The following is a 14,072-nucleotide window of genomic DNA, read 5'->3' as shown; positions in this document are numbered from 1 at the left end:
ATCCTAACACAAAACACCTCCGAAAGCTCTTTCGGAGGTGTCTTCTTTAGCATGCCCGCCTTACTTCGTAAACATTCCTTTGAGCACGAACTTCACGTTTGCCGGGCTTTCTGCCAGACGACGCATGAAGTAGCCGTACCAGTCGTTGCCGTATGGGACGTAGACGCGCATTTTGTACCCTTCACGAGCGAGGTCGATTTGGGATTGGGTGCGAATGCCGTACAACATCTGGAATTCAAACTGGGTGCGCGGAATGTTGTATTCTTTTTCCAACTGCTTCACATAGGCGATAATGTTGTCGTCGTGGGTTGCCACCGCAGCGTATCCGCCGTTCAGCAAATGCTGCTTGATGATTTTTTTGTAGTTTTCGTCTACATCGGCCTTGTTCGGGTACGCTACTTCCGGCGACTCCTTGTAAGCGCCTTTTACCAGACGGAAGTTCACTTTTTTGTCCTTCAGGCTGTCGATGTCGTCGGATGCCTTGTACAAATACGCCTGAATCACGGTTCCCACGTTTTCGTATTCTTCCAGCAGCTCGTTCAAAATTTCCATCGTTACATGGTTGTGCGCGTAGTCTTCCATGTCGATCCGCACGAAAATGTTGCCGTTTTTCTTCGCCGAGTCGAGAATGCGGCGCATGTTGGTCATGCACAGCTCACGGCTGATGTCCAGGCCGAGCGAGGTCATTTTCAGCGACAGGTTGCAGTCTACGCCGGACTGGTGAATCGCTTCCAACGTTTTGATGCAGTAGTCAGCAGACTCGTTTGCTTCTTCCAGGCTGAAAACAAATTCCCCCAGATGGTCGAGCGTGCACACAAGACCTTGCTGGTTCAGTTTGCGAACGGCGGCGATGGCTTCTGCAATCGTGACACCGGATACAAAGCGGCCGGCCCCGAAGCGCAGGCCCCATTTTTTAGCAGCCGCGTTCAGTGCTTTGTTTTTGGATAAAAATAAGAAAAAATCTTTCATGGCTTGTTCCATCGTTGACTGTCTCCTCCTCAACGTACTCTGCGTCATTTGTACTAGCATGAACCATGCCAACGCATCCTGGTAAGCTATATTTGACTCTGCCAATGGTTACGGAACACGAATGCTGTACATACTTTTCAACACATATGTACATTTCGTGTCTATCCTTGTACACTTCTGATTAGATACGATTCGCAGCAGGCAAGAGCCAGTTCCTTTTACCTGTTAGTGTGGATAGGAAGTGACGATTTGAAACCTCTCTTTTCAATGGATAGTGTTGTCTCTGACTTGGCCGCTCCCGTGAATCCTGTCGATGTCAAAATACGCGAAGGCGAAAAAGAAGGTGTGTGGCAAGAAGGCGAGCGTGCCGTAAAGGTGCTTGCCGTCCCCCGGACAGCTACGCTTGAGCAATGCCTGGGGCAAATCCGTCAGGCGCTCGCTTCCGCCCATTTGCCCACGCTGGCAGTTGTCGATGAAGCAGGACGTGCAACAGGGATTGTTTTGCCCCAGCAACTGCTGGAGGCATTTGCCAACCTGGCCCAAAACCAGTCTGTTTTGCTCAGCACCTTGATGGATACGATGAGCGAAGCGATTACGATTGTGGACTCCAACAACATCGTCCAGTACTGGAACCGGGCAGCGGAAACGATTTATGAGATCGACCGGGAGCAAGTGCTGGGCACTTCACTCGACGAGCATTTTGCCAGCGAGTCCATCCGGCTCCTCGACGCCTTGCGCCAAGGCACGTCAGTCCAACGGGTTTACCACATTCCCCGTCCAGACAGCCACGTCCTGATTAACGCCGCCCCGATTCGCCAGGGGGGGCAGATCATCGGGGCGATCTCCATCGAGCAAGATATTACGGAGCTTGTCCGCCTGAATGAAGAGTTGGCGCACACGACCGCACACTTGCACAATCTGCAGCAGGAAATGAGCAGGTTCCAGGCGGCCGACGACCCTTTTTACGCGATCAAAGGGCATTCTGCCCCCATCCAGTCTGCCATCAGTTCGGCCAAAAAAGTCGCGCAGACCGATGCCACCGTGCTGATCTACGGCGAGAGCGGCGTAGGCAAAGAATTGTTTGCCAAAGCGATCCACCAGGCCAGTCGGCGGCGGGAAAAGCCGTTTGTCGCGATTAACTGCGGAGCGATTCCGGCTGCCTTGTTCGAAAGCGAGCTGTTCGGCTATCAGGGCGGAGCTTTTACGGGGGCGGAGAAAAAAGGCAAGCCCGGCAAGCTGGAGCTGGCGCATGGCGGCACGCTTTTCCTCGACGAAATCGGCGAGCTGCCCCTGGAGTTGCAGGTCAAGCTGCTTCGCGCCCTGCAAGAGCGGCAGTTTTACCGCGTAGGCGGAACCGAGCCGATCACCGTCAATACCCGGATCATCGCAGCGACCAACCGCCAGCTTGAGCAGATGGTGGCCGACGGACGATTCCGCGAAGACCTGTACTATCGGCTCAACGTGTTTTCGCTGGAGATTCCTCCGCTGCGTGCGCGGCGCGAAGATTTGCCGGAGCTGGTGCAAATTTTCATCCACGAGTATTCCGTCGCGCACGAGCAAGCCGTCCCCCGCATCCCGTCCGAAGTCATGCAGGCGCTGTACGACTACAGTTGGCCCGGAAACATCCGGCAATTGCGCAATGTCATCGAACGGCTGTCGATCCTGCAAGAAAACGGCGTCATCTCGCCGGAGCATTTGCCAAGCGTCATCCGCTCCCAGCCCGAACCGATTGCCCCTGCTTCCTTCGCCTCGCTGGGCGGTGCGTACACAGCGCCTGCTGCGTTGCATCCGGCCCCGGCCACTCCGCTTGCCCTGCACCATCCGGCAGGACCAACGGAAAAAGAACGGGTCATCGCCGCTCTGGAGCGCACGTACGGCAACAAAAAGGCGGCTGCCGAGCTGCTCGGCATTTCGCGCGGCACTCTTTACAATAAGATGAAGAAATACGGTCTTGATGGGGAGTCGTTCAGATGGAATTGATCGCCTGGGAGGATGACAAGCTGGAAGTTCGCTACGGCGGGGAAGGCATTGTGCTTTTGCCGAAGGAATACGCTTTGCTGAAATATTTGTACACGTGGAAAAACCGGAGCTTTTCCCGGGAAAGCCTGCTCGACGCCGTATGGCCGCTGGAGGACCCGACTGACCGCACGATTGACGACCACATTTACCGGCTGCGCAAAAAGCTGCAAAAATGGTCACACCTGTTCACGATCGACACAGTGCGGGGAGTCGGCTACCGGCTGAGCTGGAAGCAGCATCAGCCGCCCCAGTTGCATGCCTGGAAGCAGGACTTTTCGGAAAGTATCCGCACGATGCTGTCCGCCTATCACGGCATGGGGATGGGCGCGGCCCTGCAAACTCTCGCGGCCAACCAGGAAGTGCTCGGCTTTCAGTTGGACCCTTTTTACGCCATCTACATCCGCTTTGTCACGGGCGACTTTGCCTGGTTTGTCGCAGACGATGACACGCCCCTGTCGGAAAAGCTGTTTTATCTTTTTCACCTGTATCACATGACCGAAATGGATGCAGAGCAAACCGCCAAGCTGTTCCAGACCATCGTCAAACATCAGGCGTCCATGCCGCAAATTTTTCAGGATGAACTGCAAATCAACGCAGTCGCCCTGTATGCCAACATGGGGGAGTGGGAGCTGGCGCAAAAGCAGGTCGCGCACGCCCGGACGATCGTCGAGCAGATGGATTCGGACAGCTTTACCTTGTTTTTGCTGGCGGGCGAAACATGGCTTGCGCTGCTGTCCGGATCGGTCGAAAAAGCCGAGGGGCTGCTGCAGCAAGCATTTGCCATCCTGCACAGGCTGCCGATGCAGCGTGAGGTGGGCAGCTTCAAGCTGCTGCAAGGGCTTTGCCAGTATCGCCAGCAGGAGATCGCCAAAGCGCGGCGGCTGGTGGATGAAGGAGTCGAAGTCATCCGGGCCACCCAGTTTGTCCCGCACCTGATCTACGCGGTGCACAACATCCTGCTGTTTTTCCGCCACGTCCCTTGCGATGCCAAATGGCAGAGCCGCTACGAAAAAATGTGGCACGACTTGGCTGTGCAGTACCAGTTCGAGCATTTGAAAAAGTCGGTCGTCCACAAGCTTTCTGCCCTCTTATGATACGCCTCTGACAAATCCCTTTTATCATCGAATCAGTTCGAAGCGATGGAGGGATTTTTTTGCTTACCGAAAACAAGACGTTTCGCACGCTGCTTTTCGCTTACGGGCTGTCTACGCTAGGGGACTGGTTCGACTTTATCGCGGTCGCCATCTTCCTGGGCTACGTCTGGCATGCCGATCCGATGACGATGGCGCTTTTGCCGATTGCGTATGCGGCTCCCGGCATTTTGCTCGGACAATTCGCCGGGGTGCTGGCCGATCGTGTCCATAAAGTACGCATGATGATCGCGGCAAATCTGATTCAGGCGAGCCTCACCCTGCTGTTGCTCGCCATGCCTGATCCGCTCTGGTTTCTGCTCGTCATCGCCTTGCGCTCCTGCGCTTCCGTCTTCAACGATCCGGCTCAGCAAACCTTGACGCGGCAAATCGTCGCACCGGAGCAACTGCTTCAGGCGACCTCGCTGAACGGAGCCGTTTTCCAAAGCGGCAAGCTGATCGGTCCACTGATCGGCGGGATGGTCGCCGCCATGGTGACACCAGCGCTCTGCCTCATCATCAATGCCGTGAGCTACCTGCTCTCCGCCGTCTTGCTTTTGACCATTCGCCACGTGGAGAAAAAGCTCCCCCGCCCCGCTTCGTGGGAAAAAACGATTCCGTTTCGCCTCGCCTGGCAGGAAGGCTGGGCCGTGTTTTTGCAAAACCGCGTCTTGCTGTTTAGCTCGCTTTTTTCCTTGCTGGCGATGATGGCGATTCAGCTTGCGGACGCGCAGTTGCCTGTCGTGTTCAGGGAAAAAGTGCCGGGGCATCCGGAGGTCGTCGGGTATTCCGTCAGTGTGATCGGGCTTGGGGCCTTGGTCACGATCACCTGGTTGCATCGGCGCAAAACGATTCGCTCGTTCGGCTGGGTGCTTGGGGGCGGCGTGCTTTTGATCGGCGCGTGCTTTGCCTGGATCGGCCTGTTCCAGCCGGGCGGCGGCATCCACTGGCTGCTGGCGGCTTCGCTGCTCGCTGGCATCGGTACGGGACTGACTTCGGTCGGCACCAACTACCTCGTGCAAAAAGAAACGCCCACGCACGCACTCGGCCGAGTCAGGGGCATTATTGATTCGCTGTCCAGCGCGACGTTTATTGTGGCGCCGTTACTGGGCGGCGCACTGATGACCTGGCTCGGGCCGGCGCAAGCCTTTTTGTGGGTCGGCTCGCTGGTCGGGGCTGTCGGCGGCGGGGCGATTCTTTTGCAGCGCTGGATTTGGGGAAAGCGCGACGCAGACACTGCCGCTACGGCTGCTGCAAAACAAGCCGGATGATCCGGTCATCCCCGTCTCTCGGCTCGCCGCGCCCATCGCGGTTGTTGGTCAAAAGGTAGAGCGATCCATCCGGGCCTTCCACAACATCGCGCAGGCGTCCTAGCTCATTGGCAAAAATCGTGGACGCCTCTGTGACGGCATCGGCGCGGCCAGGGTCCAGCTTCACGCGCAATAGTTGCTGACCGCGCAAGTTCGCAATGAGCAACTGCCCTGCCCACGGCCCTTTGCGGACAAAAGCCATGCCAGACGGTGCCCATGTCTCGTCTTTGCTTTGCCAAATCGGAGTTCGCATCCCTTGCTGCTCCTGATCGCCCGTGATCGCGGGCCAGCCGTAGTTTCCTTTTGGCTCGATCCGGTTCAGTTCATCGTGCGCCGACGGGCCGTGCTCGGAGCTGTACCACCTCGCGATTCTTTTCATGCCATCCCTCCTTTGGGTTTGATCCAGTGCGAATCAGGCAGCATTTTCGCTCGGATTCGTTCGTCCGGCGCTTGTCCAGCCCGGGCAAAAGAGCCTCGCCAGCAAACAAACTGCCTGTGATGGCCGAACCGCTTTGCGTACATCGGCTCCCACATGGACAAGAGAACTTGTTCCGTGCCAACAGCCGCCCGCTCCCATGCAGCACGATGACGGCAAGCAAATGAACGGACACTTCAAAACGGACAAAAGACTGAAAGATCAGAATGAAAATGACGTTATACAGACAAAGCTTCGCGAGCCAACGTTTTTGTTCCTCTTTTTGCTGAACAAAAAACCTGCCCCCTAAATCCGAAGACGCCCCCATCGCCACTACCCCAATCATTTCTAACGAAGCGGCCTGATTGCAAAAAAAAATTGGTCCCGTTGACCAATTCGCGAAAAAATTATTCGATTTTCACTTGCCTGCGTTCCTCGATTTGCCTGTGCAAAATGTACTTGCGCAAATTGTGGAAGTGCCGGGCCGTGATTGCTTTGATCGTGCAGCCGTAAAAGTAGTGGGGGCCTTCAATCCGTTCGTGAATGACTTGCAGCTCTGCCTTTACTACCCCGTCCGGCCTGTTTCGTCCGTACAGCTCAAAAGAAAACACAATGGCCTGGTCGATCGGGACGGGCTTGTCTGCCCGAAACGCCAGTCCTCCAAGGCTCAAGTTCACCAAATAGGCCATTTGACTGTACACGGAAAAAAACGAATCCGGCTCCTGAGTCGGATATTGCACCCAGCCTTTTACCTCCATGTCGAAGCGGGGATAGCGCCTACGCTGCTCGCGGAACTCGCTGATCGTAGGCGAATGGAACAAAAACAGCCGATTTTTGTCCTTCGCCACCACGACGGCATCAAAATTGCTGATGGTTTCATAATCAGCGGTCAACAAGCAAGGAATCTGATCGCCGACAGTCACTTCCAGGTGACGGGGGAAAACCGCTTCGATCAAGTCTCCTTCTTCATATGTCACATGGCCTTCCACCAATTGATTCCCTTTTCTAATTTGTATAATGCTTTCCATCTACGTTCTCCACCACTTCGTACAGTAATTTACTAGGTTTTCCGGAATCTTTCCCTAGATGCTTTTCGCGGAAAATAAGGTATAATGGGAACATTGACAGATAGGAGGTTACAAACCGATGAATCGTTATCAAATGGTAACACTGGCTTTGGCATTTTGCGTAACCGCCTGTCTCATCGGAGTTGGCATTTCCATCGGGGAAAAAAGCCCCCTCGGCATCCTTGGTTGTATCGTTGTTGCCTTCTCATTGATGGGATTTGGCTTTTCGTACAAGCGCAAGCATATGCGCTAACCTCTTCTCCGTTATCGCCGTACAAGCAGGCTGTTCACGTAAAACAGAACAGATGGCAAACCTTTTGCCTGTTTCAGCAGTTGTCTAGCGATAGTATAAATGTGTGGCTGACTGCGGTTTACTTTGCGATCAGCCAGATAAAATGCGACCAGCCCGTCCACGATCATACGGTGAAATGCAGGATTTGGCAAGCGTTTAACGCTTGCCTTTGCTTGTTTAATGAAAAATTGCAAGCGCTCCGTCGCCACCTGCTCGGAATCGTAGTAGCTTACGAAGTTCAAGTCCCCGCCCAGTCTGTCTTCCTCCAAATCAATCAAGTAATCCAGCAGTATATGTAATCCGCAAAGCCACGGAAAATAAGCCTCGCTGACCGTGTTGATCGTCTCCTCGCTGACATCGTCCTCTGTCGCCAGGCAAAACAGGGCAAAAATCCCGATCGTCGAGCCTGTTACCGCCGCAAACTCCTGCCATTGCAAATAGTCGTATCGCTCCTTGTACTCATCCCACCAGGCCAAAAGCTCGCCCTCGCGCAAATGCTGGGCGATGTGCTTGTGCACTTGCAGATCGCTGTACAAACAGGAAAAGACGAGCACTTGCGGCTGAATCTTGCTGTAAGCGGGCAACTGTGCTGCATACCGCTGACAGGTTTGCACCAATCCGGCCAAAAAGCCCCCGTCATCCTTGTCCTCGCGGTATTGGTAGTAATCGCGCAACGGCGCTCCAGGTGTCAGCGCATCCTGCATCGAGAAATGCAGTTGCCGAAAGTCTTTTGGGTCCAGTGAAGTGCTGCGATCGCACAAATTGTCCAGATAGTCGCTGATCGTCTGGTAAGCGACGATCAACGGCACGATCGTCTCCACGTACGGGATGACCTGCGCGGCGTAGACGCATCCTCCCTGGCAATGAAATTTTTTGGAGTTCATGCTGTCCTGCGCCTGCTTCCTGAGCTCCGGGTTGGGAATCGCCTGGGCTCGCTCGTACCAGGCTGCAAACTCCCGCTCCAGAACAGGCTGAACATGACGATAGACCCGATATAGTAACTGCCATGGATTGCGTAGTTCGCTCACATGCTTCCCTCCCAAAACAACAATAGAAATATCTTACCACATTTGCATGCGCACTCCAAAAGTCACCCTTGCAATACCCCTAGCCTTCTTTTTGCTTCCATGTAGAGGACGTAGATGAATTTTTTCGTGTGAATGCGGGTGGGAGGAATCGACATTTCCACCTGGTTTTCCAGCTCGCGCATGCGCTTGCGGACTTCCGTGAAATCAAAAAACAGGGCCGCGTAGCTTTCAAACTTCGGGTGGCCAAAATCGGTCAGCCCGAGAGAGGCGAGGTGCGTCAAAGCTTGATAGATCACTCTTCGCACTCGCTGCTCGGCTGCTTTGCTCTCTTTCTGGATCAAGGCAGCCGCTCCTGTTCCCAGCTTGCGCTCCGCCACGGCGGCGAACATGTCGCGCAGCGAAGGGAGCTTCGCCTCGGTGCCGTTGTCCTTTTCGAAGCGATGCAAAATTTCCATCATCGCCAGCAAATCTTTGCTCCCTTTTTCGCTGATGACGCCAAGCTCGGTCAAAAGAAAGGTGGCCGAAGACAAAATGCTCCGCTCCGAATAGGCGTGCTCGACAGGCCGCGTGAAAGCCGTCTGCGCAGACAATACATGCAGGGTGCGCTGGATGCCCTCGATGGATTGCTGCAGCAAGATTCGCTCCCGCACCTTTTGCAATACGCTGATGACCTCCAGCCGATTCACAGGCTTCGTCACGTAGTATTCAATCCCGAGCGAATACGCCTCCGCGATCAGCTCTTTCGACTCGATCTGCGAGATCATGACGATTTTTCCTGTGTAGCGGTTCAACTGCCGGATCGTCTCGATGCCATCCCGCTTGGGCATCAGCATGTCGATCAGTAAAATGTCCACCTGCTTCCAACTCAAAAAATCATGGTCAACGAGGGAGCCGTCCTCCGCTTCCCCGCACACCTCTCCCAAATCGGCATCTTCAACGATTTGAGCGAGCATGAATCGCACAGCAGCATCGTCGTCCACGATGAAGTAGCGCATCCGTCCACCCCTTTTTCGAATCAGACTCGCGACTGGCAAACCGTCGCGGGTATTTTTCTTGTGCATGGCCGATGATGCAGCGTATTAACGTGAAAGAGCGAAAGTCGATACAAAAACACCGTACGAAAAACCAGGACTGACAAAGATGGCGGCAAGCATAATTTTTCAAAATAAAAAGATAATTACCCTGATCCAATCTGTTCTGCACAAGACGAAGATGGGGAAGCACTGCCTTTCCTATTTTACTATATTTTTCTATAGGTTATTGTAGTTTTTTCTAGTCGTCCCCTTACAATTCGTAATGAACGATATATACATAATTTTCTGACAAGGGGGAATTGTTTTTGAAAAAGCGTTCTGTTCTCTTCTCGCTCATCTTGCTTCTCTCCATGGCCTGGATGACCGCATGTGGCGGCGGCAGCCAGCAACTGGTGATCGCGACAGGCGGCACAGGCGGCACGTACTATCCGCTCGGCGGCGGAATGGCCGACCATATCACGAAAAACGCCGGCGTGACAGCCACAGCGCAGGCTACGGGCGCCTCTGCCGAGAACATCCGGCTGCTTCGCGACAAAAAAGCGGATATCGCCTTTACGCAAAACGACATCGCCGAATACGCCGCAGCGGGAACGAACATGTTTCAGCAAGATGGCAAAATAGATTCGTTCCAGGCTTTGGGCGCTCTGTACGACGAGACGATCCAGATCGTCGTCTCGGCTGACAGCAACATCAAAAGCGTAGCCGATCTGAAAGGAAAGCGCGTCTCTGTCGGCGCTCCGGGCAGCGGTACGGAGATCAACGCCCAGCAAATTTTGGAGGCGTACGGGCTGACATTCGACGATACGCAGTTGCAGCGGCTCTCGTTTGCCGACTCGGCCAAGGCGATCCAGGACGGCAAGCTCGACGCCGCGTTCCAGACTGCCGGGACTCCAACTGCCGCCATCACCGAGCTGGCTGCCACGACAGGCGTGAAAATCATTCCGATCGACAACGACAAGATCGACGCGATTATCGCCAAATACCCTTACTACGTCAAAACAACCGTTCCTGCGAATACGTACCAGACCGTTCCCGAGGAAGTCACGACCGTGTCCGTCAAATCCATGCTGCTGATCCGCTCCGATCTCGACGAAGACCTCGTGTACAAGGTGACAAAGGCGATTTTCGATAACACCGACAAGCTCGGCCACGCCAAGGCCAAGGAGATCAAGCTCGACAGCGTGCTCAGCGGCGTCAGCATTCCGATCCATCCCGGGGCAAAAAAGTACTTTGACGAAAAAGGCGTGAAGTAACAGCGTATGGCTGCAATCCGGTCTGCGGCTTTTGGAGAGAGGCGGAATCTGTTCCGCCTTTTCTCCTTCCTGGCTTTGCTTTTGCTCGTCATCGTCGCTGTCATCCCGCTTTTTCCCGTCTTGGTGGTGCGCGACAGCACGAGCAACGAAGTTCTCTGGAGCCACCGCATCGCGCAGGACGGCTCCTTCGGCATTCGCTGGACTCATTCTATTCATCGTTCTACCGTCGAAGAGCGCTATCGTCTGGAAGCCGGGCAGATTGTCCTCGTTAAGCTCCGCTTTCACGACTACGGCATTGGCATGGAAAACGAACTTGCCGCAGGCGAGGAGCTGGCGCTCGCAGACGGACAGTTCGAAGTGCGCAACATGCACCGCGCCTTCCCCGCGCTCCATCTGTTTATCGGACAGGTTCGGGCGAATCATACGTTGCTTTTCGCCGGACAAGAGCTGCCGCTTCGCTCGATTGGCAAGCCCGGAGAGGCTGTCGTCATTCAGGCGGAAAAGCGATCCATTTTAAGCGAGTTAGGAGGTTACGAATGAGTACAACGAACATCAACCAGCAGGAAGTGGAAAAACTCATCGCGCAATACGACAAGGAATCCGCCACACGCCAGCTCGCCGGGCCGATGAAATGGATCACCTTTTGCCTGTTGGTCCTCTTTTCCCTCTACCAGCTTTCCAGCACGCTTTTCCTCGTCCTCCCGCCGCAAATCCATCGGCCGATCCATCTGGCGTTTGGACTTTGTCTCGTCTACCTGCTCTACTCAGGAACCGCCAAGGGCGACAAAGGAAAGGTCGGGCTCGTCAACATCGTTCTCGCTCTCCTGGGCGTAGCCGTCACGATGTACTGGGTGTTTGATTATGAGGGACTGGTCACGCGGACGGGCAACTACACGACATTGGACATGGCTGTAGGCGGAATCGCCATCCTGCTCGTGCTGGAAGCGGCGCGCCGCGTGGTCGGCATCCCGATCACCCTGATCGCCGTCATTTTTCTCGTCTACACGTATCTCGGCCCGTACATGCCGGGCTTTTTGCAGCATCGCGGCAGCGACCTCGACCGGATTATCGGCCACAGCTACTACACGTTGGAAGGGATATTGGGCACGCCGCTCGCCGTCTCGTCGACGTTCATTTTCCTGTTCGTGCTGTTCGGCGCGTTTCTGGAAAAGACAGGGGTAGGCGAGTATTTCAACGATTTGTCGCTCGTCATTGCCGGCAGACGAATCGGCGGCCCGGCCAAGGTAGCGGTGTTTTCCAGCGCCTTGCAAGGGACGATCAGCGGCAGCTCCGTCGCCAATGTCGTCACCTCTGGCGCCTTCACCATCCCGATGATGAAGCGGCTCGGCTACCGCTCGGAATTTGCCGCAGCCGTCGAAGCGTCCTCTTCCACAGGCGGACAGATTATGCCGCCCGTCATGGGGGCCGCCGCCTTTCTGATGGCGGAGTTCATCGGCGTGCCGTACCTGGAGATTGCCAAATCCGCGGCTTTGCCCGCGATCCTGTTTTTCGTGGGCATCTGGATCATGACGCACTTCGAAGCGAAGCGGCTCGGCCTGCGCGGCTTGACACAGGAAGAGCTGCCCGACAAAAAAGCCGTGCTGAAAAAAATGTATCTACTCCTGCCGATCGCCATTATCATCGCCGCCTTGATGATGAATATTTCCGCCGAAAACTCCGCCATCATCGGAATCGTCTCAACCGTCGCAGTCGGCGCTTTTCGCAAAGAGACGCGCATGTCGGTTGCCGACATCCTCGAAGCGCTCGCCTCTGGCGCCCGCGTCGCTCTCGGCGTCGTGGCGGCGACGGCTTGCGCGGGAATCATCGTCGGTACGATCACTCTGACGGGCATCGGGCTCAAGCTGGCGAACGGACTGATCGACCTGGCAGGCGGGCAATTGTTCCTCACGCTGTTTTTCACGATGATCGCTTCCTTGATCTTGGGCATGGGGACGCCGACTACCGCGAATTACATCATCACCTCAACCATTGCCGCTCCCGCGCTGATCCAGTTGGGCGTGCCCGCGATCGCCGCCCATATGTTCACGTTTTACTTCGGGATCGTGGCTGACATTACGCCGCCTGTCGCGCTGGCCGCCTTCGCCGCATCGGGCATCGCCAAGTCCAAGCCGATTCTCACCGGAGTGGAGTCCACCCGACTTGCCATCGCCGCCTTCATGGCTCCTTATATTTTCGTCGTCTCGCCTGCGCTTTTGCTGATTGATACGACTTTTACCGAGTCGCTCTGGGTGATGTTTACTTCTACCGTCGGCATGATCGGGGTCGGGGCAGGGCTGATCGGATACTGGATGGCAAAAATGAATCTGCTGGAGCGGCTGCTCGCGGTCGCCGGAGGTGTGCTTGCCGTCATTCCCGGCCTCGCGACTGACATTCCTGGCTTCATCCTGCTCGCGCTCGGTTTTTGCTTCTCCTACTACAAAAGCCGCAAGCAAAAGCAGCAGGTGCAAGTCACTCCCTAGCCGGACGGCTTTCGCGCATGCTTCCCATGCTAAATTGAAAAATCCCTCCCGGCGCGTCCCCTCTGCTTGCAGCAAGCAAAGGGCGCGGGGGAGGGATTTGTTATTTTTCGTCGTCGCGGCGGATGATTTTCGTCCAGCCGTCAACCTGTTCCACGCGGCGCTCCTTCATGAGCTTGCCGAGCGCCCGTTTGAAGCTGGACTTGCTCATCTGGAATTTTTCGCGGATGATATCGGCTTCCGTACTGTCCGTGTAAGGCATGGCCCCGTCACGATTAATCAAATAGCGCAAGAGCTTGTCCGCATCCTCGCCGTACTGCACTTCCTTGCGCTCCTTCATCGAGCCGTTCAGCCGCCCGTCTTCGCGCACGTAGCTGATGCGGCAGCGAATCGTCTGGCCCAAGCGCAGGCGGCCTACCATCTCGTCGCGGTGGATAAACAAAATATGGTCGTCCTCTGTCAGCAAAAACGCCCCTGCTGCAATGACCTTGTAGACGGTACCTTCCACCTGCTTGTTTCGCATGCTTTCGTCAGCGGGCACGGCGATTTTCGTCACTTCCGCTTCGGTTACAGGCTTGGCGAGCAGCCGTCCGAGCTTGTCCTGCTTCAATGTCACCAATATTTGATCGCGCGGGCGCGGCCATTCATCGGCGAGCTTTGGCAGGTCATCGACAAACAGCAGCAAATCTTTTTTGATCCCGTTGTCCAAAAACACGCCCATCCGCGGCGATACATCCACGACCTCCAGCCAGCCGTACTCTCCCATGCTGACATAAGGCATGTCCATCGTCGCTGCCAGCCGATTTTCGTGGTCGTGGTACAAAAACACTTCTACTTCATCGTCTACATGCAGACGCTCATGCGCTTCCTTTTCATGCAAAAACACTTCATCGTTGCCCTCGCGCAAAAAATAGCCGATCTCCGTTTTGCGCGCCACTGTCATGGTAAGCGTCATGCCCGCCTGCAGGCTTCCCGTCGCAGCCAACTGCGGCTCGCGTTTTTTCTTTTTGTGCATGGTTGTTTCTTCCTCACTCTCTTCCTATATGCACACTAACTATACCCATCCCGGCCGGGAAAA

General features: G+C 55.3%; 13 protein-coding genes. 7 read left to right on the top strand and 6 right to left on the bottom strand.

What is annotated here, in order from left to right:
- Nucleotides 1–60: 60 nt before the first annotated feature.
- A complete protein-coding gene (locus AC27IT_RS14360) occupies nt 61–981 on the bottom strand; it encodes a proline dehydrogenase family protein (RefSeq protein WP_005830024.1) in 921 nt (306 codons plus the stop codon).
- A 237-nt stretch (nt 982–1,218) separates the two neighbouring features.
- Here AC27IT_RS14360 and AC27IT_RS14355 point away from each other — a divergent pair, with 237 nt between their 5' ends.
- From AC27IT_RS14355 to AC27IT_RS14345, 3 genes are read left to right on the top strand one after another with little or no spacing between them, the layout of a single operon-like run.
- Entirely contained in the window at nt 1,219–2,949 is a 1,731-nt protein-coding gene (locus AC27IT_RS14355) for a sigma-54 interaction domain-containing protein (RefSeq protein ID WP_283858732.1), read from the top strand.
- Nucleotides 2,940–4,082, top strand: a complete 1,143-nt coding sequence (locus tag AC27IT_RS14350; protein WP_025845416.1) for a winged helix-turn-helix domain-containing protein — start codon at nt 2,940–2,942, stop codon at nt 4,080–4,082. The genes AC27IT_RS14355 and AC27IT_RS14350 overlap by 10 nt, the downstream gene beginning before the upstream one ends.
- Nucleotides 4,083–4,141: 59 nt before the next feature.
- Nucleotides 4,142–5,389: an MFS transporter gene (locus AC27IT_RS14345; RefSeq protein WP_025845414.1), complete on the top strand. Its 1,248-nt coding sequence runs from the start codon at nt 4,142–4,144 to the stop codon at nt 5,387–5,389.
- On the opposite strand, the gene AC27IT_RS14340 is transcribed toward AC27IT_RS14345, so the two are convergent.
- Nucleotides 5,361–5,807 (bottom strand): PQQ-dependent sugar dehydrogenase, encoded by a 447-nt coding sequence (locus tag AC27IT_RS14340; RefSeq protein WP_005830018.1) that lies wholly within the window; start codon nt 5,805–5,807, stop codon nt 5,361–5,363. The two genes, AC27IT_RS14345 and AC27IT_RS14340, sit on opposite strands and share 29 nt — an antisense overlap.
- Before the next feature lie 443 nt (nt 5,808–6,250).
- The gene (locus AC27IT_RS14335; protein WP_005830015.1) at nt 6,251–6,871 is read right to left on the bottom strand and encodes a PilZ domain-containing protein; all 621 of its coding nucleotides are present in this window, start codon (nt 6,869–6,871) and stop codon (nt 6,251–6,253) included.
- A 118-nt stretch (nt 6,872–6,989) separates the two neighbouring features.
- Between AC27IT_RS14335 and AC27IT_RS14330 the strand changes: the two genes are divergently transcribed.
- The gene (locus tag AC27IT_RS14330) at nt 6,990–7,163 is read left to right on the top strand and encodes a DUF5325 family protein (protein WP_005830013.1); all 174 of its coding nucleotides are present in this window, start codon (nt 6,990–6,992) and stop codon (nt 7,161–7,163) included.
- 11 nt (nt 7,164–7,174) lie between these two features.
- Here AC27IT_RS14330 and AC27IT_RS14325 read toward each other — a convergent pair whose 3' ends face one another.
- Nucleotides 7,175–8,230: a tetraprenyl-beta-curcumene synthase family protein gene (locus AC27IT_RS14325; protein ID WP_025845411.1), complete on the bottom strand. Its 1,056-nt coding sequence runs from the start codon at nt 8,228–8,230 to the stop codon at nt 7,175–7,177.
- A gap of 62 nt (nt 8,231–8,292) precedes the next feature.
- Nucleotides 8,293–9,225: a response regulator gene (locus AC27IT_RS14320; protein WP_005830010.1), complete on the bottom strand. Its 933-nt coding sequence runs from the start codon at nt 9,223–9,225 to the stop codon at nt 8,293–8,295.
- Nucleotides 9,226–9,569: 344 nt separating this feature from the next.
- On the opposite strand from AC27IT_RS14320, the gene AC27IT_RS14315 reads away from it, so the two are divergent.
- Genes AC27IT_RS14315 through AC27IT_RS14305 form a run of 3 tightly spaced genes read left to right on the top strand, consistent with a single transcriptional unit; the run spans nt 9,570 to nt 12,997 of the window.
- A complete protein-coding gene (locus AC27IT_RS14315; protein ID WP_005830008.1) occupies nt 9,570–10,517 on the top strand; it encodes a TAXI family TRAP transporter solute-binding subunit in 948 nt (315 codons plus the stop codon).
- 6 nt (nt 10,518–10,523) lie between these two features.
- The gene (locus AC27IT_RS14310; RefSeq protein WP_005830006.1) at nt 10,524–11,057 is read left to right on the top strand and encodes a DUF1850 domain-containing protein; all 534 of its coding nucleotides are present in this window, start codon (nt 10,524–10,526) and stop codon (nt 11,055–11,057) included.
- Nucleotides 11,054–12,997: a TRAP transporter permease gene (locus tag AC27IT_RS14305; protein ID WP_025845407.1), complete on the top strand. Its 1,944-nt coding sequence runs from the start codon at nt 11,054–11,056 to the stop codon at nt 12,995–12,997. Before AC27IT_RS14310 ends, AC27IT_RS14305 begins: the two co-directional genes overlap by 4 nt.
- A gap of 100 nt (nt 12,998–13,097) precedes the next feature.
- Here the strand turns inward: AC27IT_RS14305 and AC27IT_RS14300 are convergent, their stop codons facing one another.
- Nucleotides 13,098–14,009: a CvfB family protein gene (locus AC27IT_RS14300; RefSeq protein WP_005830003.1), complete on the bottom strand. Its 912-nt coding sequence runs from the start codon at nt 14,007–14,009 to the stop codon at nt 13,098–13,100.
- Between the last annotated feature and the right edge of the window lie 63 nt (nt 14,010–14,072).

This window comes from Brevibacillus sp. YAE8 (assembly GCF_057543335.1).
This window is presented reverse-complemented; position numbering and strand designations above follow the sequence as displayed.